Consider the following 24,675-nt stretch of genomic DNA (forward strand, 5'->3'; position numbering starts at 1 on the left):
GACTGAGATTTGCCAGAACGCTACATTGGAGTTTGTATCTCAGATTGATGTAACAATAGAAAGGCTCCGAGAAATGATCTGCGAATATGAAAGCGAGATCGACCGTCTTGAAGAAGAACTTCGATCAAGAGAATTAAGCCAAAATAGAGAGTAGAGGTAATAATGTAATGGGAAAAACATGGGATACAGAAAAAATAGAAAAATTCATTGATTCTTTCGCTGGGGCGTATGATAGATATACAGATGATCTTCATTCACTCGAAGATGGAATGTCAAAGTATTACTTTAATGATACATACAGAGGACAAGCGGCTGAAGCTTCTAAAAATTTCATCGGTGAAGGTCAGAATAAACTTCACATGAAGCAGATCAATATTCAGAGGCGTCTGGTTCTTAAATACTATGAGATGCTTGATGCGTTTAAGGATAAGGTGGATCCCTCTCCTACTGCAAGGATAGATACGGACCTACTCATGGATATCAAAAAGAGATTTTTGGTATGCGACAATGTAATTGATGTTGAAGGATATAACATAGAATGTAAGACGAAGTATATAGCAGATAAGTTTGGACATATTAATGGGAATCTGACACCATCAAGTTATCGCATGGTAGGCGAGATGTACGAAGATTTCTGCGGCTCTGGTGGATTATTTGATTATTGCGTTAATAAGGTTGAAGAGTTTGATGCAGAAATGTGCAGTAATGTAGACAATAGTGGTATTGAAGAAGATGTGGACGAGCTTCAAGAGAAAATAATTACTACGACGTCTGCATTAGATATGATACATGTGCAGGTCGAGAATGTTTTGAATAAGTCGGTAGGTCTTGTTAGTGCAAGTATTGTAAATCCCAACAATCCTTTTGCTGTGTTTAAAAACCCAAATCTACCAAATTATTTGAATATATATGGTTTTAAATTGTTTTTGCCTAACGGAAAAAGTGATGAAAATCATATTTACGTTGATGATTCAAAAAGGGTTAGAATTGGTACAGTAAGCGACGATTTTATTACAGTTACTGGTGTCCCTGATTCAAATGGAAAAGCAACAACATACGGCGGAGCTCAAGCTTGGCTTAAAGATTTTCCTGAAGATGGGCAATTATATAGTGATTTAGGATGTGGAATAATTGCTTCAGTGAATCAATATCTGTATCTAACAGGACAGACGACAATATCTTATGAGGAATACAGAAATTTGGTATACAAATTTATTATTGCAGAAGATCAACCTGCAGCTAGACGTGATACACATATAGAAGTGCGAAAACAGGGGTTGAAGGGACCTATTGGTGGAGCATTACCTGGTCAGATGTCAGCTTATATTACTTCAATGTGCGAAGATAAAGGGGTTAAAGTTTCCTCAAGTTGGGACTATATAAGGGGATATGAAGCTGATTATGAAAATATGAAAGAGCAATTGAATAAAGGCGTGCCGGTTATATGGGCTGTACATAATTTTGACGGAGATAAAGTTCATTTCTACGAATATGATTCTTCAAAAGGAGCATATTTGTTCGAGACTGATGAGAAAACTGGTAAAATAAAAAAAGGTGGTGCTGCATCTAGCCACTATGTTACTGTGACCGGGATATACGAAGATTATGATGATAATGGAAAAAGAAGAAGAATGGTAGAAGTTTCTTCTTGGGGGAAAAAGCTTTATGTCGATTACGATGAGGCTGTTAGTGTAGTATCAAAGAATCCTCTTGACCAGCCCTTTTCAAGTGTTATGAATACTGAGATTAATTGAAGGAATAATGTATGAATAAGAGAAAAAAATATGTTGCATATATTTTGATGATTATGATTGTTTTGCTTTCAACTGCATGCGGTCCAAGAGTTTATAAAAATAGGTTTAATATAGGAACGTCATACAAAAAATGGATTAAGGAAATAGGAGTCTTTTCCAACAAAAACATAAATGTTTGGGGATATGAAGAAGATGAGAACTTGATAAGATTGTATATAATGTGTGACAATGGCTTAGATGGATATAAAGAATTATGTGACATAATCAATGCTCATAATAAATTTGTCGAAGAAAATCCGGATTATTTTCCTGAAGATATGCGTTTTAATATTTTAAATGTTGCCGGGAGTCAACAGATCATTTCATCTTTTTACAATTTACCAAGTGGTGATCCTGAATTGGGGAGAGAAGGAAGTACTAAAATACAATGTACAGCAATAGATTTGAATGTAGCATACTATGTAACTTACTATAAGGATATTGAAGATGACAATATTGCTTTAGATATTCCGGTCATATCATTGGAAGGTGTAGGACCAGAAGCGCCTACTGCCGATACGTATGAGTTTTTGTCAGAATTTAAAAATGCTGAACAGGTTATACTTGAATATCGCGATCAAGATGATAACTTACTTGATTTTGATGAAGCGCAAACATGTGAGTATATAAAGAGAATCCTACCGAATGTTGAAATTTACAGCGAAGTTTTTGATGCTCAAGAGAATGAGTATCATTTAAAACGTATAGACGGTTAAGTATCTCATTATGATTTCTAAAGGTTTATGAGTATTTAGGGCATTGTACTTTTTCTCATAAGAATATAAAAGTATTAAGATATATGGATAGTTTGAAAAATATAATAAAATTTATTGGCTTTTTCTTGTTGCTGTTTTTGATGGTACTTCTGATTAAGATTATCCCAGAGCCTAAGCACAATATTCATACATCATACAAAGAGTGGGCAAAACAGATTGGCTTATATTCCACCGAGAATGTCAAAGTAGGTTGTTATGAGGGTGATAATGAAATATGTTTGGGCTTAGAATATGAAAATGGTCTGAGCGGGTATATGGAATTATGTGAATTAATCAATAAACATAATAAGTTTGTGGATGACAATTTGAATTATTTTCCTAATGATTTAAAAATCACGTTTTGTAATATGGCAGGTCCTAATCAGCCGGATATATCTGTTTTTTCTAATTCTGATTACAAGAGATTGGACATTGAGGAGTATATAGATGAATTAAATTACCAAAAGACTGCAAAAATACAATATATGTGCATTGACATGAAACGTGCAGATATAGAATTGGAAGAGAATCAGATACCGATAGATGTTCCAGTTATAATAATGAAATCACATGATGAATCCTATATTCCTAGTGGGCGTGTATTTGCATTTTTAAAGGATTATAAAAATGCAAAACAAGTCATAATGGATTTTTGGAGTGAGCATGATAAGGATGACCTTAGTAAAGAAATTCATGAGTATTTACCAGATGTTGAAATTTATGATGTAATACATGTTACAGGGCAAGATTATTTAGAGAAATGCCAATAAAGTAAACGGCTTCGCGGAAAAATCCGCGAAGTCGTTTTATCTTTTCAGTTCAAAAGTCATTACTGATCCTCTCTTTTTGCCTTAAACTGATGTTAGCCAACGCATCAGAAGGAGGACAATGTATAAAAAAGACATCAGTAATGACCTACAAGAAATCTTATCACAAGCAGTAGATAAGATAAAACAGGAAATGGGGGAATCTTTTTCTTTTGATAAAGTTAACCTTGCCGAATTAGAACGTATAACCGGGATAAGCCGTTCTAAACTCAGACGATATAAGAAGGAAGGATTTATCATCAAGCCGCATGGAAACACGGGCAGAAAATCTGATAGTACTGTTCTGAGCGGATATACAGGCGTTCTTGATGATCTGCTCAGAAATAACGTTACCAACGCAGTTGTTTGTTATGACAGAATCACAGCTCTTGGATATCAAGGCGGACAGACTCAAGTACGTGTATATATCGAAAATCATAATGATCTTATTCCACCTAAACGCAAGCTGGTATCTTCGCAAGGCAATAGAGGACGCAGATACGAAACAGGTCCTGGGGAAGCTTATCAGATGGACTGGGGCTTTGTTAATATCGAATCCAATGATGGAGTCACATACAAAGTAGCTTGTTTTGCTATGATATGCCATCATTGCGGACAACGATATATAGAGTTCTTCCCAAATGCAAAACAGGAAAATCTCTTTATAGGCATGATACACGCATTTTACTACATGGGTGTACCTGATTATGTTCTGACAGATAACATGAAGAGTGTTGTTATAAGCAGAGATCCGGATGGCAAACCTATCTGGCAACATGATTACGAGGCTTTTATGAACCTTATCGGTTTTAAGACAAAGCTCTGTAAGCCGAGGCATCCATTTACCAAGGGTAAGGTAGAACGCCTTGTTCGTTTTGTGAAAGAAAATTTTGTTGTAGGCAGGCTTTTTAGTAATGTTACAGAACTGAATATTCAGGCTCTTAGATGGTGCAATGATCAAAACACCAAATATCATAAGGCAGTTGATTGTGTCCCTGATGAAAAGCATCAGAGAAGTTGTTGGAAAGTTGCAAGAGTATTGGAAACGAGCCATGAGCTCTCGTTTTATCTATGTCCAATAAGACTTATTAGCTTTGACGGCTTTGTAAACTATGAGGGAAGACGCTTTGGTGTTCCTTATTGGTATCATAAAAAGACATGCCGCATAAATCGTAAAGATTTCGAGATAACCATTTATGACGATGAATTAACGAAAGTTCTTGTAAAGCATGATGTTACGTGGAGCCGAAAAGATCGCTTCTGCAGGGATCAATACGCTATAGAGCAACCTGAAGAATATCCTTCCATACCGGTAAAGGCAAAAATGTTTGAGCTGGAAACAAAGGAACCTGAACCGGATCCAAGATTTTCTAGATTTAATTTTGAGGAGGGACTTTGGGATGAGTGAATCAGTTATTGAAAGTATACGCGCTTATACGGATGAACTCAAAATAGGCACTTATGCTACAGGGCTTCCAAGTTTCATCGATGAAGAAAACATGAGTCCTGAACAGCTTGACGCAGTGAACAAGATACTCGGGCATCTATGTGAGCAAAAGAATGCAACTATAATCGAGACTCTCTTAAAAATGAGCCGCCTTCCTTTGAAAGAGCCAAAAACTTTTGAGGGATTTGATTATACGATTATTCACGGCAAAAACACAGAGGCTCTTAAGAACTTGAAATCACTTAGTGCAGTTTATGCAAGAAAAAATCTCGCCTTTATTGGACCGCAAGGTGTCGGGAAGACTCATCTTGCTATGGCGTATGGCAGAGAATGCTGTAAAAATCGCTTAAAAGCTTACTTCATAAAGGCTACCGAGCTTAATCAAAAGTTTGTTGATGCAGTAAAGTTCGGACATGAAGGCTCGACGATCAACGGTCTTGTTAAGCCTTCCTGCCTTATTATTGATGAGATAGGAAGATGTGTGTTTAATAAAGAAAGTACAAGGATGTTCTTTGATATGGTTGACCGCAGATATAACAAGGAAGGTCCGAACACCATGATCTTTACAAGCAACAAGAGCCCTGATAAATGGAGCGAATTTTTCAGTGAGGATTCTTCTCTTCTGTGTGCTCTCGATCGCATCTTTGATGATGCTACAGTTTTTATGATTAAGGGTGATAGTTATCGAGGCAGAAAGCTCGAAACTATAGCCATCGAAACTGGCAGAAGCAGACAGGCAATCAAAATGAAATAATTTTTTCGTATGATGCGTTGGCTAAAATCATCCGATGATTATTGGTCAAAATAACCCGATGCTGAATGGTTAAAGTCTCCCGATGCTAACATTATTACCCCTGCTTCTTCAATGGCCTTCTTTTTACTCTGGCCATAAGGTACAAAAATCATATTCTCATTAGGAATATTGATTCCCATCTCCTTAAGCCAGTACTTTTTGTCTTCAACAGCGAAGTCCATGGATACAATTGCAGAGCATATGTATACATTGATCTTTTCCCCGTTAAAATATTTTTCTTTAAGGAGCTTTTTACACGCCCCTACCACGTTATTAAGTTTTTCTAATGTACGTGCATAGCCAGGAGCTGACCACACATCTGGGCCAGCCTCTTTATCAAATACAGATAATGTTCCATTTTTCTTACTTACCTCTAAACAAATTTTCTCTGGTTTTTGAAAAGATGAGCCTGCCTGTTATAAGTTTATAGATTTGTCTTGCTACTATTACATATATTGGTTTTGTTTCTTTTCAATAATTTCGTAGATACAGTCAATTCCCTCATTATTAAGAGCTCCACTGATAATTTGTTCTAAATCTGACGTTAATGTATCGTCATTGACTTCAAATCTAATAGCTATTTCCTTCATCTGATTCCTCCTTCACCAAAAAGTCTCTAGGGCTATTTTCCTTTATATAAATATTTATTTAATCGCCTATAAGGCGGTATTTTAATGGGAATTAATAAACAGAAAAAGAGCTGCTGTATAGCAACTCTTTCAATTTGACGTTTATATAAATAACTTTAAAATAATTATACTATCTGTATAATATCATTGCAAGTGCAACTTTTTATCGATGATAATGGCCCACCGGTATGTTTATACAACAACTTTGTATCCACTTTTTCATCTAAAAAGACCTGCAAGCCAGTACCTTAGCAGGCCTTTTTAGAATTAGGAGGTTTAATGCTATGGGAAAACTGTGCGTCAGGGGGACACAGTTAAAAGCAATATTACTCTCTCATCTTTCTTAACTCATATTCATAATTAGCCATAAATAAGGCTTTTTCATCAATCCCAAGCTTATCAGCAATTTCTTCTGCATCTCCTTTGTTTACCTTAAGAGCAGTGACCATTGTTGCCATATAAAGCATCTCGGCAGCTCTCGGAGCGTCCTCAATAAGTATACCAAATACTTTCATCATCTCTTCTGATGATGTCTTCTGATCTTTTGCAATCTGTCTGCAAAGTGGCGATTCCTTCTTAAGATCAATCTCTGCAAGGGACTGTTCCGGGCTCCCATTCACTTCACTAAGTGCATAAAAAGCATTTGGCTCTCCCTTTTCATTCTCAAGTGTTGTAAGTTCTACTTCATTTGGTGCTTCTGTTTTTTCCATCTTGTATAAATCTTTTACTCCAGCCATTGGCTGAATTTCTTTTTCAAATTCGACAAATTTTTCTTCTTTAAGGTGAATCTCTTCCTTCTCGTCGTGGGTAGGTTCTGACTCAGCCCCCTGTTCCGCTGTCTGATATATAGGAATCTTATTTTCAGAATCCTCTTCCTTCATCTCTTCACGTGCGGGCATAGCAGCTTCTTCTTTTGCCGGTTCTGCTACCGGTTCTTTTATTTCTATTTTCTCGTTGGCAAGGTGCTCAAAACTATTTTTATTTTCAGAATCATTATAACCAGGTCTTCTTTTGATAAAGTTTCCAACCTTGTTAGGGTGGAAGTTGGGCTTTTCTGTATCAAGCTCCTTGTTTTGCAGAGTTGATGCATTATCAAGAGCTTTTATGATTCTGTCCATGACAATATCAATCTGTAGTGGAATTGGCATCTTAGGAAGTTTTACTGAAGTATCTTTCTTTCCATTAAACTCTACAAATACATAACATTTCCTGAACTTTCTGACGATTCCTACAACGCCCTGATCTCCATTATAGACTCCAAACTGCGATTCGGCGTAACCGTCGTTGATGGGCTTCATAAGCGCCATGGCGATGATTTTCGCCTGTTCTTCTGTAATCTGCATCTGTTCCTCCTTCTGTTATTATACAAATGGTGTATTATTATGTATAATATACACTTTATGTGGATTAATTGCAATAAGTAATTCAGTTATTTGTAAGCGCGTTATTTTTCATAGTAAATGCAATTTTAAATGCATTTACTATGACAGGTATCAGGTGTTGCATTTAGTCTGGAGAATATGGATATAAAAATAGTTCAACCAAATCGTATGATCTGGCTGAACCATAATACTATGATAATGTTTTCGAACAGTTTTCATAATTTCAAAGATTTCCTGATAACACAGCTGTTCTTTATCGGATTTTCCATAGTGTATTTCAATTACAGTCTTTTGTCATGGTCTGCAACATGGACAAGGCCACGCTCCTCTTTTTGCACATTCTTTCTTTGATGTATACTTTCCGACTATCTGAAGAGAATTAACTTTTTCGCATTCCTTCTGGTGATAAGTGTATGTACCATCGTCTTCTCTCATGATCACATATTCTATTCCTTCCTCAAGTTCATATCCTGAAAATGAATAGATATTAAGGTCTTCAAAGTTTGAGTAATCAGATACTTGCGGTCCCTGCAAAAATCCAAGTACAGATGGCTTATCCATAAGGTTAGCCCAGTTTGCTCTGTCAACAGTCGGGAGTGTAAAGTCATAATGAAATGATTTCTCTGAATCTGCGCTTTTCCCGTTTGCGATATAATTATACTGGTCAATGTAGATATCCATCACTTTAGTAGTGTCGTTAATTACAAGGTCAAGACGGGCATCCATATACTTTGTCTTTGATGAGAGCATATCAAGGCTACTTGGAGATCCAAAATATTTGTAGGCATGTTCGTAAGTACCGGTATAGGACTTTCCGGTTGTTCTGTCCGTGACTGTCACATTGCAGTCGGGGCCAAGATAATACTGGATGATATATCTCTCATCAGCATCCTCTGATAGATCCGTCCATGTATTTATGTTAGTTGCAACAAAGTGGCCGTTTCTTTCTGCTTCTGCTAAATTATAGCCGATGTAATATCCGTCATAATCCATAAGACATAACATAGGGATACGGTATTGCATCTCCGACTGTCCTATAGAATCATACTGAAGATTGAGCGACTGATAAAGTGTCGTAAAAAAAGCATTTGTTGCATCTTTCCTTGCTCTTTCTGTACCGAAAAGACGCATAGTAACATCATTATTTCCTTCTGTGGCATTCATTTTTGCAGCTTCAAGTGCTGCGTTTGTAGCGCTTCTTAGGTCTGCTACATACCTTGTTGTCTGCGTCTTATATTGAGTTTTAATATCAACCCTGTAACCAAAGAAAAGAATCATCACAGAGAGCATTACAAGGAAGAAAATCCCTAAGATATTGCGTAAGTTCATAGATTCAGTTCACCTTTTCATTTACTCTTGATACAAATGCCGAATACTTGGCAATGATCTTATTATCCTCGCCTGAGAAACTAAGAAGTGTGAGCATTTTAGAACCAAGCGTAGGAGTCTTATTTATAGCCGTACAATAAAATGAGTCACCATAACTCATGTAATACGGCTTATCTTCTAAGCCCTTGTTATAGATGTTATAAAGAATCTCATCTGTTCCTGTGGCATAATAGTATGATACAAATCCATCTTCATAACTATTTGAGACTGCTGTTTTTGATGAATTAACTGTAGGCTCATAAACAAGGTGCTCATGGGTAAACTCTACATCATAAACTACGCCTGTTGCGTCCAGTTTTGATATGAATTCCATATAACTTGCCTGATCGATCTGTCCTGTTGCAGCTGCTTTTGTGACAAATTCTTCGACTACTTCCTGTGCATTTGATTGTATTATCTGGTCACACTTTATTCCAACGAGAAGTATCGGCACAAATATTGCAAGAATGATACCGATCATCCATTCAAGTATTTTTCCTATCGCTCCATACATAAAATACTCCTCTTAATTCATAACATATTCGACAGATGAGAGGTTTCCCTCAGAGTCATAAGCATATGTCTTTGTGTATTTTCTTGATACATTTATTCGGGCTAAAACAGGAGCCGTATCTCCTTTATTTCTCATAGCTTTTCTCTCATCTTCTGTAAGAGTATTGGGAAGTCCTGCGGCGTTATTAATGACAACTTTAACGTTTTCAGCAGTATTTAGGACATCACTTATAATACTTGAACCGTCAATAAGGATATCCCTTTTTTGATATCCATATGTTCCAAGGTCTGATACCTCCTGGTAAACATGAGTCTTTGCATTAGTTTCTGCCCCCACGGTATCTGCAATGGCATTACCCTCCATAAAAAGAGCCCGCATAAAAAAGACTACTATGATAAAAGTTATGGCTGTAAGCGGCCAGTAGATCATTTCACTTATATGCATATATGAACCTCATACGCCCCGAGGAAATCATCCCTCGGGGACTTTTAATCTCTTGAATCAAGATTTTGCGTTTGAGATAAGCGTGAATTTGATACCAATGATAGTATTGGTCTTTTCTTCCCTTACGACCACTCCGGAAAAATTGGCTGAAGGATTGATAAATGCAGACATGTCTGACTTATCGTTATAGATCTTCATGTTGGTCGATGCGTTTGTTGATTCTATCTTTGTCTTTAAATCTGAATCATAGCAGTAACTTGTCTCGCCTGAGCCATTATTTACTACTACGTTGATCTGTGTATCCTGTGATTCAAAGTTTCTTATAGCATTGATCACCTGACTGCCTTTTATCTGCACCCCATCATATACGGTAAACTGTGATTCAAGGAGCGCGTTGTTCATCTGTGCTACCTGCGCAAGAGCTGCATCTCCTGCTTCTTTCTCTTCTCTTACTGAGTTGTAGATCCAAAGAGCAAGGATAGCTGCTACTACAACTCCTACTACAATGACTATCGCGGTTGATACTGTGTCTTTGTTATCTTTCATGCGTTTTTTCCTCCTTAATGCTATTCATTTTTTATTGTTATCCTGTAAACGATTGATTGAGCTGACGGAGCATGTTTGTGGACATTGCCATCATCGGATATACAAGATATCCTCCTATCTCTATTGCAAGCGGTATCAGAGCTATAAGTTTTGCACGATCGGCCTTTTTCTCAGCACGCATCTGGTTATCTATCTTTCTCTCTTCGTTGGAGTTTGCCTTTTCTGATGCTATATCTTCAAAGGCAGCTACAATACCTTGAGAGTTTACATTCAGCATGTTGTTGACAAATCTTCTGAATGGTTCAAAAGGCTCAAGCCTTAACTCTTTAAGCGCTCCCTCTTCATCGAGCGGAAGCTCCATGATGCACTTTGAGATAGGTTCTTTGAAGCAATAGGCAAATCTCTCCATCCATTCAAGTATTGTCGCAACAGACATGTTATCTACATTCATTAGTATGATCACTATTGTCTGGAACTGATTTACTTCATCTTCCATTCCCTTTCGCATCTCAGATGCCCTATACAAGAGGAATGCGTATGGAAGCATATACCCTGCGATTCCGGCGGCAAATATTATAAAAAGATAGAACCATTTATAATAGTTCACTGACAGCGCATGTGACCTTGTTAGAAGTTCTGCTGCTATCATCTGTGCCTGGTCTCGTCTTGCTATTTTCTGTTCTTCCTGTACTTTATCGGTAAGCTCGTCGATATTAAGGCTTTGTATTCCAGCTTCTTTCCTCTCAGCAAGATAGCTTTTAGTGATATATTCCATAGTCTCAACATCTGCATCTGTGAACTGATAAGATGTTTTAAATGCATTTGAAAAGTCATTCATCAGCCTCTTTGTCTGCTCAAGCTGAGCTCCTATTATAAGTACCTGTGCTGCTATCATAAGGACTGCCGCCCAGATGATCCTTTTTAAAAGGAACTGTTTATAACCTATCCTCTCGCCATTCAATTTAAGCTTTTCAGTGGTCTTTTCTGCCTTTGAAAAGTTCTTGTTAGCAAGGCTTGTAAGGAATACCGATATAAACCCCCAGTTTGATATCTTTGTAAGAAGTGGCTGCTCCTCCGGTTCTTTTTTCATGATATCCTTGGAACTCATGATCAGGTTGTAGCATATAAGGGATGCTGCAAACACAATGACCATCATTATCGTTCCAAATGAACCCGTATAGTAATCTGAAAGCTCTGTGATACCTCTTGTTCCGAAAAGTTGGATCGGTTTTAGGAAAAATATCGGACCTATTGCAACCCATACAAGATTTGCAAAGAGGTACATGTTCCGCTTTATCCTCTGAAGCTCGATGTCAACCTCGTTTTTAAGCTCGTTCATTGAGTGGATAAAATTTGATGTTGTTGTTCCTTCTACTCCTGCAATCGCCTTATCACCGTACTGCCATGTGGTTGTAGCTATGGCAAGGAACGTAGTGAAATATGAATTTGGTGAGATATCATTGTACTTGGCAGCCTCTAGCTGCATGTCATCGCTGTTTAATACGTCATAAAACTTCTGTGCATGAAGACTCATCTCATAAGGGGATTCATCCACTGTCATGTATATGGCTGTATCTAGCTGACGGTTTGCTGAGTAGTAGTTACTTTTTACATCTGATAAAAATACTTTGAACTGCTGCAAAAGCTTTATGTATAGGTTTTCATACCTTGTATTGATGATATGCGAATAGGTAACATACGTTGCCACAAGGCCCATGCATATATAAAATATTGAACCGCCACTTGATATGATCACGAATATTGCAGCAGCAAGCGCTATTCCAAGACCAAAGGTCATATCTTTTGTAACCTTGTTATTTACCACCGTCACGTCAGCCGGATATAAAAGTGCTATTCTTGCGTACTGCTTTTTAAATATCCTTCTAAGAGGCGGGATCTTCTGATAGAGCAGATAGAACGTATAAAGGTAGTTCTTTTTGTTTTTGGTCTTTACGATAACTCTCTCAAGTTTCATACGTCTGTTTCTTGCATAGTTGTAAATAAGGAGAGCCGTGATGAGTACCATTCCGCCTATGGTTATTATTAAAAGCTGCTGGTTCATAAAAGTTTTCCCTTTCCTGCAACCTTAAGGATTGCGTTCATGTCCTGTACGAAGAGTTTTTCTTCGTCAGCAGGGATATTTGCGAGGATCCTCTTGATAAATTCATCTGAAAACATCGATACAAACTCATAAGTTTTTGTCTTTCTGTCGAATTCACAAAGGTTATGGTATGAAAATGTTGCCCTGTCAGTTACTCTTTTGTAGTATTCCTGTTCATTTACAAGTGCTGCCTTTTCAGGCTCTACAACTGCATTTTCGAACTTTGCTCTTGTAATATCAGGAAATGGATAAGCTTCCTGCTTGATCGCACTTATCTCCGTGATCCTTTCACAGAATCTGTCACCCCTATCTCTTGCCATATGGATATCCACATCTATCGCGTCTGCTACCATTACTTCCACGGATTTTTCATTGTTATAACCGGCAACACTCATCATGTTCATTGCAAATGCCGTTATAAGATCCGGTACTGTCTTTGCGTGGTGCGTTCCTGCTCCGGAGCGTGATGCTACCTTACAAGTCTGTGAATACCACGAAGCTGCAGGAGCTGTTGCAATCTCTCCTATGATGTTGACTGTACCTGATGTTTTCTTCTGAAAATCAAGTCCGTCCTGTACTGATACTGAACCTGTCTCTGCAAAAGCCAGGATATTACGGTTAGGATATGCAAATCGCAGGTTAAGCTCAGGCTGAAGCTCTGAAACCCTAAGTGCCGCTGATGGAGGATAAAACCTTGCTATAGACTTCAGATATGTGCTCTTTCCGCATCCTTGGTCTCCAGTTACAAGGAATGAAAGAAATCCATATACCGTCCACTTAGAAAAGAGAATAGGGATTATGTTATTATTTGTATTTATGTAACACTCCTCCGGCGAAATAAGCGGTACAGGTTTTTTATATATCCCTGAGTAATGTCTTTCTTCTGCCATCTTATTTTCCGCTGCAATTCTTTCATGTCTTTCATCCATTTAGACTTATCCCTCCTCTTTTCTTAAAGTAAGAAGCTTTTCAGGCAAGATGGAAGGTGTTGAGTCAAATTTACGGCAAAGGAATGCGAATGAATCTGAAAAATCAGGGCACATTACTGCTACTCGGCTTCCATCCTTCATTGTTGCTATTATCTTGGGATCTTTCTGAGTAAGGATTGTAGGTGCGTTGTACCGGTAGATATTTCTTGTTACTCTTTGAAGCTCTTTCTGAGTTTCAAATGTAGTACACGATAGGTGTATATTGAGACCATGAAATACTATCCATACAGCCTCAAATGAATATCTTGGTTCATCAAGTGATTTCTCATAATCCGATACTCCTTCAGGATAATCACCTGTTTGATTGTGCAGTGTGATATCGTATCTTCCTGACGGGATACCTGATGTGCCCCCCTGATACTCATCTACTTCTATCTCATGAAGAAGGTCTACTGGTCCAAGTCCAAACCTCTTTTCGTACACGAGCTGTGTAAGGAAATCAATCTTTTCAGCATAATCTATTCCGCCGCGCTCCTTGATATACTCCTCATATACCCTTGCTATGTCTTCTTTGGTTACGTCATATACATCGCCATATCTTGTTTTCTTAGGCTTATCAAGACCGAATCTTGTGAAGTTATTGGAAAAACCTCTTTCGCCTTCTTCCATCCAGAGCATTACAAGGATCTCGAACTTATATCTAGGCTTTAACTTATCAGGATCGTTAAAAGGAATGATAGAGTCAATGTTTGTAGGTGAAACCTTACCTATTCTCTCATCTGTTATAACATCCTGTGTATACTGCTTAACGAATGCCCTAGCCGCAGAGTCGCCGTCTGCACATTTGTGTATTGCACTCTTAAGTTCTTCCTTATTGGCCATCTTTTTCTTATACTGCTCAGAATTAAGATTCATATCATTGACTGAACGTTTGATGGTCGCAGCAAAAGTCTCATTTACTTTCTGCATCAAGGATTCTACTGTTATAAGCTCTTTTTCCTCGATATCATCACTGTTTTCTGTGGTCTTCTTAACAAAGTAGATAAGCCCTCCAAGAGCCACGATAAGTATAAGGATTATCATAATTGTATTGTTAAGCATCTTTACCTCTTTTTGCTCCGCATTCTTGACAAAACTTTCCGGTGTTTATTGTTCCGCAGTCAGGACAAGTCCATTTAAGCGTTTTCCTTATGCCGCATTCACTACAAAATTTTCCTGTGTTCTTTGCTCCGCATTCGGGACATATCCATGTATCTGTTGCACCTATTGTTCTTATTGCCTTGAACTTTATAGGTTCATCCTTTATGACTTCTGCATCTACATGTTCGTAGTTTTCATAAGAAAAATCTTCCGTTTTTTCCTTTAAGTTATCTATTTCCTTGAAGCTGTCATTTTCATCTGTATCCATTTTTTCTGTTTCATCAAGTATAAGGGAATCATACTCTGCTGCATCTATTCTTTTTTTCTTTCTCCCAAAAAGACCTTTCTTTTCTTTTTTCTTCTTCCCCGGCTTTTCAGGTTCTTTTTTAGCTTTGTACTCTTCCTCGACCTTTTCTTTAAGTTTTATCTGATGATCCAAAGCTGAAAAATCTTCATCAAATTTTACCTCATCTTCGAGATTATCTTCATTCTCCTGTCTTATCTGTTCATCAAGTTCATCTTTCCTTTTAAACAAAGGTCTTTTCTTACTTATTTTCTTTGGAGCAGCATCATCAATATGGAGGATTTCCTCCTCAACCGATTTTTTGAGAAAATGACCTCTTGTTGTTACTACTGTCTCTGCACCAAAGTTTGATATTTCTGTAAGCTCGTTATCTTCTGCCTCGTCATCTCTTACAAAATTCTCATCCTCAAACTTTTCAAGAGCCTTCTGATCTTCTTTCTCCTTATCATTTATGACTGCTTCTGTAAGATCAATGATTGCTTCGCGGAGTTTTGAGTTATCATCCCCTTTTTCCGGTGTGTTGTTCTTAAGCATGAACCTAAGAAGTGTACCCGATATCACAGCATCGTGATATTCTGAATTGTATGGGATCGCATAAAGGTTATTTGAGTTATAGATTTTCTTAAGATACTGGAGGTTGTATCTTGAATTTGAATCAAAGTCTGCTATTGCAAAATAACTCTTTTTTCCGTCAATTGTGTTAAGTGCGTGTGGGGCAGGTGCCTGCCGAATGCAGGTCACATATGCATCACACAACTCAAGCATCTCTGCCATTATCTGTTCATTCTTTCCATCAAGTATGACGATTATCAGACCGTACACATCATTTGCATACTTTAAGATGTTCTTCATTCCATTAACTGAAAGTGTCTTAATGAAGTCGTTTTTCTTTGTGATATCTGCAACATCAAGATAGTTCTCGTATGAGAGCATTGGCTCTGTTGAGGAATCGAATGTCTCCTTTACGAGCTTTATTGAATTAGCTCTTCTAAGAAGGGCATCAATACCCTTATCTTCGATCTGATATGTGCCAAGCTCTGTGATAGTATTTTCTGTTATCTCCTTGCCCTTCAATATAGTAAGGGCAGATACTGATTTATTGTCTGTAAGCTGCATTACAAGTGTCTTATGACTGTTGTTGATAGCTGCTGTTACTGCTATGGAAGCTGCTATTGCAGTTGCTTCATTTTCACTTACATATGAGCCCTGTACCATTAATACCATTTGCTGTCCTCCCTTTATTCGATCTTGCCTGATAAGGCACGTCTAAAGAGTTTTTTAGATTCTTTTTTATCTATCTCCGGCATGAACTCTTCGTAGAGAGTCATGAGAAATGATCTTATGTCACCAGAGAGCGGTGAAAGCTTCTGATGACCATTTCTTATAAAGTTGATGTAACATGCGTAATCCTGCATATCATATGAGAAGATGAACGACTCCTTTACTGCCTCGGGTATGAATCCAAGCTCATCAATGATGATACTTTCAGATACTTTTCCTGATGGCTTGTCGCGGAATATGATCTCATAATCACCTTCAATGTCATCTGACAATAGTTTTGATATATCTTCTACCTGATATGGGTTGTATGATGTCTGCACATAGATAATATCTGACTTGTTCATTATCTCTGTTGCATCCTTACCCTTTGAACAGCCGTTATAGCAGATGACGATATCGAATTCATAGAAGAAGTCGTAGCTCATTTTTCTATCTGCTACACATGTGATTTTTCCTACTTTTGCATACGGCTCTTTCTCAGGCTTTGGGATAGACCTGAAGAAATCATGTAAACATGAATTATCTATTACAAGTACGTTTTTCTTTGCTGATGCAAATACCGCTGCCGCGTAATAAACGATGTCACATCTTTCCATTCCAAGGAAAGTAATAAGCTTTACGTTCTTGTCATCATAACTAAGCATTGCTTTACCCTCCTTTTAGTTTCCTGTACTTGCTGATGTAGATGCACTGTTTGAAGCTGTATTTGTCGTGCGTTCTTTTAATGCCTGTGATGTCAGATCAGATAATGCTTCTTCTTTTTCTGTCTGTACAGATTCCTGCTCCTCATCATTTGAATATGTATCAAGGTTTTCTGTATCAGCAGTAAATTCTGTATCAACAGGAGCATCCATGAGCTTAACGTTACCTTTTGTAAGAACTGACTGTTTTGCGGTATCTGTAAGGCCATGACCGTCATTTACTGCTTTAAGCTGTTCTTCTGTAAGTGAAGCAAGCCTGCTTTCAAGACTCATCCTTGCCTGAAGATTCATTGTATTCTGAGCAAGTGTAAGTACGTTAGGATCTTTTGCAAGCCTATCTAGCGTTTCCTGTTTTACAAGATAATCAGGTGTCCCTGCCTGTTGAATATTTCCTTCGACGTATCTGGTTACATAGATCTTTGTTCCGGTTATGGTATATGCATCGATTGTTGCTGATGCAAGTCTTAATATCTCTTCTTCTGACATATGTGTATAAAAGAGGGATGAATTAAGCACAAGATTCTTTACCTGCTTTTTTGAAAGGACCAGGTAATCATCTCCTGTAGGGAACATGATACGTATATCGATATAATCGTTTGGCTTCTGATCCACCATAAGATCTGCGACTGATATCTCATACTCTCTCATATCCTGTGTGATCTCAAGCTTTGTTACCATGTTCGTCATTACAGGCTCTTCGGGTTCTATATCGATAAGTGCTGTATCTCCGATGTTTTCCGCTGTGATATATGCCCCGGCATCAAGACCGGTGTAGATCGTCTGAAGCATTACATTTGCATTGTCTCCAATATCGGTTATGATATCTCCTGCTTTTATACCGATCATATTACCGTCTGCATCGAATCTGTCATTTCTTACAACGTAAACAGTCTGTGTATTAGCTGCTATCTCTGATTGGAGTTTATTAGCTTGCTTTTTGTATTCATCAATCTTATTCTTCATAAGAAAAATGGCACAGATTGCTACGACAATAAGAAGTCCTGCCGCGATTAGAAATCTTATGAGCATCTTTACTCTTTTTCTGGTCATGATCTTTTCATTCTCCTTTTTATAAGCGCCAACACCTTTCAGTACTGGCGCTTTTCTTGGCTACGTATCAGATGGGCGTTTTATAAACCCTTGCTATTCTTCCCCAGAATAAGAATCCGTCTTTTTCCTTTAAAGTGATAGAGACATCGCATCTGTCTCCAATGTCGGGGTTTTCTTCTCTTCCTGGCAGTGAGCAGAGGACTGAGATCTTATTGGCAAAGATCACAAATACGCCTTTATCTGTTATCTGTGTCACCTCTGCGATCCCGTGCTGTCCTTCCTGGTATTTATTAAAATAAAGCTCGTTAGGGTTATCCTGCATCTGTTTGATAGAAGCTTTAAGCTTGATCACGTTTGTGATCTTACCATCCTGTGTAATCTGATGAGGATGTACTTCCATGATGTGGATGAATACTTTTTGGCCTTTCTGATACTGCGTTGAGATATCTGCCCTTCTTAGCCAGTCAATCTCATCTGTTTTGATAAACGCCTCTGCTCCAAAGCATTCTACCCATACACCTATACGGTTTGTCTGCACGATCTGTGCTTCAACATTCATACCCGGACGTAGTGTAGGTGAGTTTCCGTGACGGGATGTGTAATACTCTCTACACTCACGGCTCATTGCCATTAAATGATCTCCTAATACAAGTCCTGTTCTTTCATCTGCATATCTTACGATAAATGAAACCTCTGAATCGAATCTGTTCTGAATGATCATCTTAAGGCGATACGCCTTTGTCTCTGATGTTCCACGCTCAATGTCGTATACAACTTCAGGTGGCTGCTGTGAAAGATCACAAAATCTCTCGACCGGAATATCAACGATAAAATATTTACCAAAGTTGATACATGCAAGTATCTGTCCGTTTTCTGTTTCTCTATAGTTCTTGCATACACCGGTAAGGATTTTCCCTGATTTTGCTGATGCAGCGATTTCAAGGTATTCTTTTCTTCTTTCTGAATTTGAGATGTTCTGGCGTACAAGACCTTCTTCCTTGGTATAGACCATACCGTTGTTATAAAGCTTTCTTTTTGCCTTCTTGCCGGCAGATACGATTCCTCGAAGTTCTTTGTTGGAAGCGCTATTTCTTATGTTTCTTATCTTTTCTTCTTCGCTCTCCTGTTCGGCAACCTCTTCCTCTTCGCCTGTATCAGGCACAACAAACTCTTCACTGTCATCCAACTCCTGCGCGATTATCGTATCAGGGACTTCTTCGAGCTGCTCTTCGCTTGTTACGTTTACTTCCTCTGTTGTCTGTTTCTTTCTTGACATTTTTCTCTCCTTTCGTAAGAGATTTTATTTTTTGCCGTTACTGTAAATAAAATGCGTGTTCATTAACGGCTGTGAACCATGTGTGTTCCCCCCAATCTACCTGTGCGGTTGCAGGGATGTTATTTGTGATCTTGGGATTTCTGAAATATAGAACGTTCAGATTGTTAAGTAATGAGATCCTCCCAAGAAATACATCTTTTGCTACTGATAATATTTCTTCTGACGGGGTTATCGTCTTAAGCTCTGATGTTCCGGTGAATTGCCCCTCTTGATAGATAACTTCTTCATACGATGATGGGAACATTTTTGATAAAACTCTGTTCCTTACTACTTCACCTACAGCTACCCATCCGTTGTAACCTTGATTAAGAGCTTCGTGTGTCATAAGCTGTGCAAGAAGATAAATACTTTTATTATCTTCAGAAGAAAGGTCTATATCTGAAATGTATTCAGATGAAATACTCTCTTCCTCGGCTAAAAATTCTTCTTCTGATATTGGTTTAATTGCATTATCTTCGCTAATGGTGTAATAGTCATTATCATAATAAGCCTCCTCTGAATTATTGTCAATAGTAAAATACACTCTTGGTGTAATGGATTTGTAATATTTAAAAGGAAACCTAGAAAGCGTAACTGTTCCTTTTTTTGATGAACAGTGGATGAAATAGCCTGCACCTACGTAAATGCCGCAGTGATTTATGCCTTCCCCTTGCCCGTTATAAAGCAGCCCTATGTCACCAGGCTGAAGCTGACTCTCTGGTATATCGTAAAGATTATCTGCCATGCTTGATGTGGATATAAGCTTTGAAGTTATATCAGGTGAATATCCTGCGGTCATATATATCCACTGGACAAAGCCTGAACAGTCGAGCCCTCTTTGTTCTCCGTTTTCATCATATGTCCACCACGAATTGTTATATCCCCCCATCTCAGCTTTTCCACCCCACTGATAAGGTATCTGCCCTATAAACGTCTTGGCAAGAAGGATTATCTTTCTCTGTTCCTCTGTCATATTCTTTATATAGCTGTTGAGTTCATCAACGCTCATCTCTGATATAAAGTCAAAGTTACGTCGAAGCTCGATAAAGGTATTTTGAGTAAGTGTTTTGGGATTGAGGATTGAATTTATGGCATCATAATACTCTTTATATTTGTCTTCTATCGCCGAAAAAGTCAGTCCGAAATATTCTGCTATGGTATCAAAGGATGACCTTTCAAGCGTGGCCTTAAGATACGGTGTCGTCTTTTCTTCGGGGGCTACTTTTGTAGTCCCTGTTATCTCATAGCTGCCTTTTAAACCTTCTATTTCCGTGTACACAGGAACAGTTGTTTCCTCCTTGATGATCTCATTTCCTACCTTGTGGAAGTATCCATCGTTCTTAACCTCATACTTTGGGATAAGCGCCGGGATATCTTCCGTGATGGATTCTTTTGTTACTTCCATACTGATAAACGGTATTCCTGCAAATCCTGTCTTTATTTCCTTGCCGTTAAGCTGGCAGTGTTTTTTTATAGCTGAATAAAGAGCTATGATCTCGATGTAATTAGTTCCTACAAGAGGATTTTTTTGGTTATCGAAGCTCATAAGAGACAGTGTTTCATCAAGCTTTTCATCCCTTACTTTATCTACAAGCCGCTGTCTTACCGCTTCATACTCTCCGATAAAAACCTTCTCAATCTCCTTTGTGGCATTATAGAGATTCTTCCACATTTCTTCCTGCGCATCTGTATAGGCGTTTACTATCATCTTAGTATTAAAAAATGATGATACTGCCATGATAAGAGAAAGGCTACCGCCTAAGACTCTTTGCTTTAACAACCTTACGTCCATTTACATTCTCCTCATATGGTCTTCTTTCAGGTCTTACACTTCCTGAGTTTTCTTGGGATAGTGATATTTTTTTTATCCCGTTTTTGTGTTCTTGTGGCTGAGTAAGATCAGATAGAGATGTGTTGGCAGTATCTCCGGAAATTCCTCCATACATCCTCTTACTCCATTCAGGAGTTCTATGTTTCGTAAATCTCTTAGTCTTGATATTATCAAGGTGGAGAAGCTTATAGTATGGATGTAGCCACCACATAAACATATCAAGCCTTGTTACTCCTGCTCCGTTTATGATCACAAGGAGTTCTTCATCTTTTAATCCTTTTGTTCCATTCCCTTGAAGCTCTTGTGGAGTCATTAATGCACGTTGTCCTCTTCCACCTCTTACGCCATAGCTTTCATGAAGATGTATAGGATCTGCCACATTTTCATTATATGACTCGTTCTCTTCGTAATAGGTAAAGCCGCCAAGTCTTCTTGAGATGTATTCTGCAAAGTCATTATCGTTACCTATCCTGAGTACTATCATCGTCGTACAATCTGATATGACTGTTCGCCATTCGTCATTTGGATATAGCTGTTTGACTTGAGAAAGATCCTGAAATACTGTTTTGATATTTATACCTCTTGATCTTACTGAGGAAAGTTTTTCTACAAACATGGAGAGCTTACCAACCTGCTTTGCCTCATCAATCTCAAAGTTTACAGTTACAGGAAGTCTCATCTCTCCTGCTTCTTCCATTGAATCAGCTGCTGATGTAAGTGCCCTAAAGAGCTGTTCGATAAACAGCGTTGATAAAACTTTGTTGGTGTTATCATTGTCTGGAATAACTATGTAGTAGATACACTTTTCAAATCCCGGTGCCGAGAACGAGATTTCCTCATTTGAAAGAATCTCTCTTACATCTTCGGATGACATAAAATAAAGCGATGTCATAAGTCCTCCATAAACAGATTCTTTTACGATCGGAGTTGAACCTGAGAATGTCTGCCAAGCCTCGTATGCTGGATGTCCTTTCTGTGAAGCGATATCACCATATGTAGCCTCGATACTTGTATAGTTTTTCTGTTCTACAAGTATCTCGTAAACTTTTCCAAGTGTCCTTTTATTTTCCGGGATTGTCTGATCCCATTTAACGATAAGGATAAGCGCTGTTAAAAGGTTCTGTGCTCCTGTATACCAGATGGAACCTTTATCTCTCTCGTTATGTGTCTGTTCCATGATTATGTTTACTATAGAGGCTGCAATGCCTTTGGCCTTATTTATTCCCTGGCGCGTATTGTCATATTTGATGTTGGCGAGTATATCACATGCATCCGAATACTGTACTTCATCAGGTTTGGTATTGAAAATCTTTACGTTATAACCTGCTTTTTCTCCTACATACGCTGTATCTTTATATACCGCTCCCTTTGTATCTACTACGATGATCGATTGTCCAGCCTTTACAGCTTGAAGTACATCGTTATTGATAATGCAGACTGATTTACCCGATCCGGGAGGTCCGAAGATAATAACGTTGGAGTTGGTAAATCGTACTGTATCATCTCTAGCGCATACTCTTTTTTTCTCGTCTATCCCGAGGATGGGTTTTGCTATCTTGTTCACATCTTTGTCCATCTCAAGGTATTTTTGTTTTTCTTTTTCATCCATGAAGTGAGCTGAACCATACGTGTTATCATTTACTGATATCTTAGTTCCGGTACGTTCATCGATTATGTAATCTTTGTGCAGCATCCTTGACCAGCGCATTATACACATGGCAGATGAACCGCATATTACTAGCCACAATATTAGTGATAAAGGATAAAAAAATGTTTCGATGATACAATCCCCTGGAGCAAAGCTTATTTCATCTTCCATGACAAATTGGACAAACGCCCCTGTTACCCACCAGGCTAAAAAGATTACTACCAGGGTTATAAAGATGGTTCTTTTTTTATGGTCTTTTAAAGACTCCTTAAATTTTGCAAAGCTAATCTTAAAAGCTTTAACAAAACCCTGTTCATTATCTGATGCATCTTTAGCGCCAACTATTCTTAATTTCATAACTTTCGTACCTCTTCCTTATAGTCATCTAACTCTATCTCTCCAATAGTCACGTAATCTCCTACAAGTCGCTTGATGAGTGGTGTCTGGAATGAGAAACAATAGACTATAAACTTCTCCGGCGCTTCTGCCATACGTGCCCTTTTTATAAAAGACTTCAATCGAGAGATATCGCAGGATGTAAACATCAGAATGTACTTATCATCCTCTAATGCATCGCATACTACCTGCGTGCCTATAGGTGGGGGAGTATGATTTCCAAGTAGTATATGTCTCATATCTTTAAGCCAGTCTTTCTTTTTCATTTCTTCAAGCAATGCTATTCCATTCTTGTCTGTCGGCAAAGCATACATATGGTTATATGCAAAATCGATGTTAAGCAAGATCTTTGTGTTATATGCCGGATATGTTGAAAGCTCGTTTAGAATCACTCTCTCAAATAACTTATAGTCGTCCGCAAAGATGATACAGTCGATTGGATTTTGTTCTATGATTTTTGGGTTCCATTCCCCAAGGGTTCTCTTAACAAGCTCTTTCATTCGCACTTCCCCATAGCGGTTCCATTCAATAAGCTTATTTCCAAGAGAATAGGTTGCATATATCCCACCTTTAGATATTTCAAGCCCCGCTAATCTCGATATGGTAGTCTGTTTCTTTCCATCTTCTTCTTTAACGTCATCAAGGTAACATATAGCATCCTTTACTTCATCTGCGTTATAGTAAAAAGCATCAAGGGTTTTATGTGAGATATCATTCATTTCGGGCTTCTCATCGGGATATGCTCCTACCCCGGCAAGGTGCATCATGAGATTTAACTCTGCTCTTTTTGAAAACCTATTAAGTCTCGTACCGCCTTCACTTAAGCACTTACACATCTCTTCCTGTAACATTTCCCTTCGAACTATAAATGCATTATCCTTCCAATGAAGTGTGCCTTCTTTCCAACCATTCTTTAATGTGATCACGCTATCTTTTCCCGTCCCGTATCTTACTATCTCACCATCTTTCTCCATTTCCTTTACTTTTCGCTGTGTAAGTCCCGTCTCTCCGTTATATAGCTTTAGTGATTTATAAGGTAGAACTCCATTAGCATAAAGTGTCTTTAAAATCTCAATCCTCTTTCCGCTTTTGATGATTCGTGTTGATTTCTTTTTCATAGTATCGATTCCCTTTTTCGCAACTGTTTTCTAAACTCTTACCCGCCCATTTCAAACACATTTGTGTTTTGTAGGATTATTTTGTACCGCTCATTCCAAAAACTTAAAACCTGTATTCGTTATCCCACTATCTTTATCAATTTCTGTCCTGTTTCTTCTCTCTTTGCATCCCAATGGTTACTTTACTCTCTTTCTTTAGTTTGTCATGGTATACTGTCTGCCTGCGAGCAGATGATTATCCAAGGCGTGTCTGCTCTTACTGTTGCGGCGGCGCAGGAATGGTTTGGCTTAAGCGGGGTTTTTATTCCCTAGCACTTCCCAAGGCAGGATTATTTTTTGTGTAGACCATAGATAAAATCTATACTGATAAAGGTTGTATATGGT

General features: G+C 38.2%; 22 protein-coding genes. 5 read left to right on the forward strand and 17 right to left on the reverse strand.

From position 1 onward, the window contains the following. The first annotated feature begins 167 nt into the window (after positions 1-167). The 5 genes from BM398_RS15005 to BM398_RS15025 all read left to right on the forward strand — a co-directional run bounded on the left by BM398_RS15005 (position 168) and on the right by BM398_RS15025 (position 5,555). Entirely contained in the window at positions 168-1,754 is a 1,587-nt protein-coding gene (locus BM398_RS15005) for an LXG domain-containing protein (RefSeq protein WP_092338813.1), read from the forward strand. A gap of 11 nt (positions 1,755-1,765) precedes the next feature. Beyond that, positions 1,766-2,509 carry a hypothetical protein gene (locus tag BM398_RS15010; RefSeq protein ID WP_092338815.1) on the forward strand — a complete coding sequence of 248 codons (744 nt, stop codon included), beginning with the start codon at positions 1,766-1,768 and terminating at the stop codon, positions 2,507-2,509. A gap of 83 nt (positions 2,510-2,592) precedes the next feature. Beyond that, a complete protein-coding gene (locus BM398_RS15015) occupies positions 2,593-3,318 on the forward strand; it encodes a hypothetical protein (protein ID WP_092338817.1) in 726 nt (241 codons plus the stop codon). A gap of 118 nt (positions 3,319-3,436) precedes the next feature. Then, positions 3,437-4,762: an IS21 family transposase gene (gene istA, locus BM398_RS15020; protein WP_092338819.1), complete on the forward strand. Its 1,326-nt coding sequence runs from the start codon at positions 3,437-3,439 to the stop codon at positions 4,760-4,762. Continuing rightward, entirely contained in the window at positions 4,755-5,555 is an 801-nt protein-coding gene (locus tag BM398_RS15025) for an ATP-binding protein (RefSeq protein WP_207648083.1), read from the forward strand. The genes istA and BM398_RS15025 overlap by 8 nt, the downstream gene beginning before the upstream one ends. A gap of 38 nt (positions 5,556-5,593) precedes the next feature. On the opposite strand, the gene BM398_RS15030 is transcribed toward BM398_RS15025, so the two are convergent. From BM398_RS15030 to BM398_RS15105, 17 genes are all read right to left on the reverse strand, one after another. Continuing rightward, positions 5,594-5,911, reverse strand: coding sequence for an HAD family hydrolase (locus BM398_RS15030; protein WP_092338821.1), 318 nt, complete (start codon positions 5,909-5,911; stop codon positions 5,594-5,596). 129 nt (positions 5,912-6,040) lie between these two features. After that, the gene (locus BM398_RS17250) at positions 6,041-6,184 is read right to left on the reverse strand and encodes a hypothetical protein (protein ID WP_175531976.1); all 144 of its coding nucleotides are present in this window, start codon (positions 6,182-6,184) and stop codon (positions 6,041-6,043) included. Between the two features lie 365 nt (positions 6,185-6,549). Further along, entirely contained in the window at positions 6,550-7,566 is a 1,017-nt protein-coding gene (locus BM398_RS15035) for a hypothetical protein (RefSeq protein WP_092338823.1), read from the reverse strand. A 333-nt stretch (positions 7,567-7,899) separates the two neighbouring features. Next, the gene (locus BM398_RS15040; protein ID WP_092338825.1) at positions 7,900-8,934 is read right to left on the reverse strand and encodes a hypothetical protein; all 1,035 of its coding nucleotides are present in this window, start codon (positions 8,932-8,934) and stop codon (positions 7,900-7,902) included. A 4-nt stretch (positions 8,935-8,938) separates the two neighbouring features. Continuing rightward, positions 8,939-9,487: a hypothetical protein gene (locus BM398_RS15045; protein WP_092338827.1), complete on the reverse strand. Its 549-nt coding sequence runs from the start codon at positions 9,485-9,487 to the stop codon at positions 8,939-8,941. A gap of 12 nt (positions 9,488-9,499) precedes the next feature. Beyond that, on the reverse strand, positions 9,500-9,931 hold the full coding sequence (locus tag BM398_RS15050) for a hypothetical protein (protein ID WP_092338829.1): 432 nt from the start codon (positions 9,929-9,931) through the stop codon (positions 9,500-9,502). 57 nt (positions 9,932-9,988) lie between these two features. Further along, on the reverse strand, positions 9,989-10,477 hold the full coding sequence (locus BM398_RS15055; RefSeq protein ID WP_092338831.1) for a hypothetical protein: 489 nt from the start codon (positions 10,475-10,477) through the stop codon (positions 9,989-9,991). A 37-nt stretch (positions 10,478-10,514) separates the two neighbouring features. Further along, the gene (locus BM398_RS15060) at positions 10,515-12,539 is read right to left on the reverse strand and encodes a hypothetical protein (RefSeq protein WP_092338833.1); all 2,025 of its coding nucleotides are present in this window, start codon (positions 12,537-12,539) and stop codon (positions 10,515-10,517) included. Beyond that, positions 12,536-13,507: a P-loop NTPase family protein gene (locus tag BM398_RS15065; RefSeq protein ID WP_092338834.1), complete on the reverse strand. Its 972-nt coding sequence runs from the start codon at positions 13,505-13,507 to the stop codon at positions 12,536-12,538. The genes BM398_RS15060 and BM398_RS15065 overlap by 4 nt, the downstream gene beginning before the upstream one ends. A 6-nt stretch (positions 13,508-13,513) precedes the next feature. Beyond that, entirely contained in the window at positions 13,514-14,608 is a 1,095-nt protein-coding gene (locus BM398_RS15070) for a hypothetical protein (protein ID WP_092338836.1), read from the reverse strand. Continuing rightward, the gene (locus BM398_RS15075) at positions 14,601-16,175 is read right to left on the reverse strand and encodes a zinc ribbon domain-containing protein (RefSeq protein WP_092338838.1); all 1,575 of its coding nucleotides are present in this window, start codon (positions 16,173-16,175) and stop codon (positions 14,601-14,603) included. The genes BM398_RS15070 and BM398_RS15075 overlap by 8 nt, the downstream gene beginning before the upstream one ends. Before the next feature lie 14 nt (positions 16,176-16,189). Beyond that, the gene (locus BM398_RS15080) at positions 16,190-16,876 is read right to left on the reverse strand and encodes a hypothetical protein (protein WP_092338840.1); all 687 of its coding nucleotides are present in this window, start codon (positions 16,874-16,876) and stop codon (positions 16,190-16,192) included. Positions 16,877-16,891: 15 nt separating this feature from the next. Continuing rightward, positions 16,892-17,983: a hypothetical protein gene (locus tag BM398_RS15085; RefSeq protein WP_092338843.1), complete on the reverse strand. Its 1,092-nt coding sequence runs from the start codon at positions 17,981-17,983 to the stop codon at positions 16,892-16,894. A 67-nt stretch (positions 17,984-18,050) separates the two neighbouring features. Beyond that, complete coding sequence (locus tag BM398_RS15090) at positions 18,051-19,259, reverse strand: S1 RNA-binding domain-containing protein (protein WP_092338845.1); 1,209 nt, start codon at positions 19,257-19,259, stop codon at positions 18,051-18,053. Positions 19,260-19,296: 37 nt separating this feature from the next. Then, positions 19,297-21,090: an NlpC/P60 family protein gene (locus tag BM398_RS15095; protein ID WP_092338847.1), complete on the reverse strand. Its 1,794-nt coding sequence runs from the start codon at positions 21,088-21,090 to the stop codon at positions 19,297-19,299. Beyond that, positions 21,050-23,134, reverse strand: a complete 2,085-nt coding sequence (locus BM398_RS15100) for a VirD4-like conjugal transfer protein, CD1115 family (RefSeq protein WP_092338849.1) — start codon at positions 23,132-23,134, stop codon at positions 21,050-21,052. Before BM398_RS15100 ends, BM398_RS15095 begins: the two co-directional genes overlap by 41 nt. After that, positions 23,131-24,291, reverse strand: a complete 1,161-nt coding sequence (locus BM398_RS15105) for a hypothetical protein (RefSeq protein WP_092338851.1) — start codon at positions 24,289-24,291, stop codon at positions 23,131-23,133. Before BM398_RS15105 ends, BM398_RS15100 begins: the two co-directional genes overlap by 4 nt. Between the last annotated feature and the right edge of the window lie 384 nt (positions 24,292-24,675).

Source organism: Butyrivibrio sp. M55, from assembly GCF_900116865.1.
Lineage (GTDB): Bacteria > Bacillota > Clostridia > Lachnospirales > Lachnospiraceae > Butyrivibrio.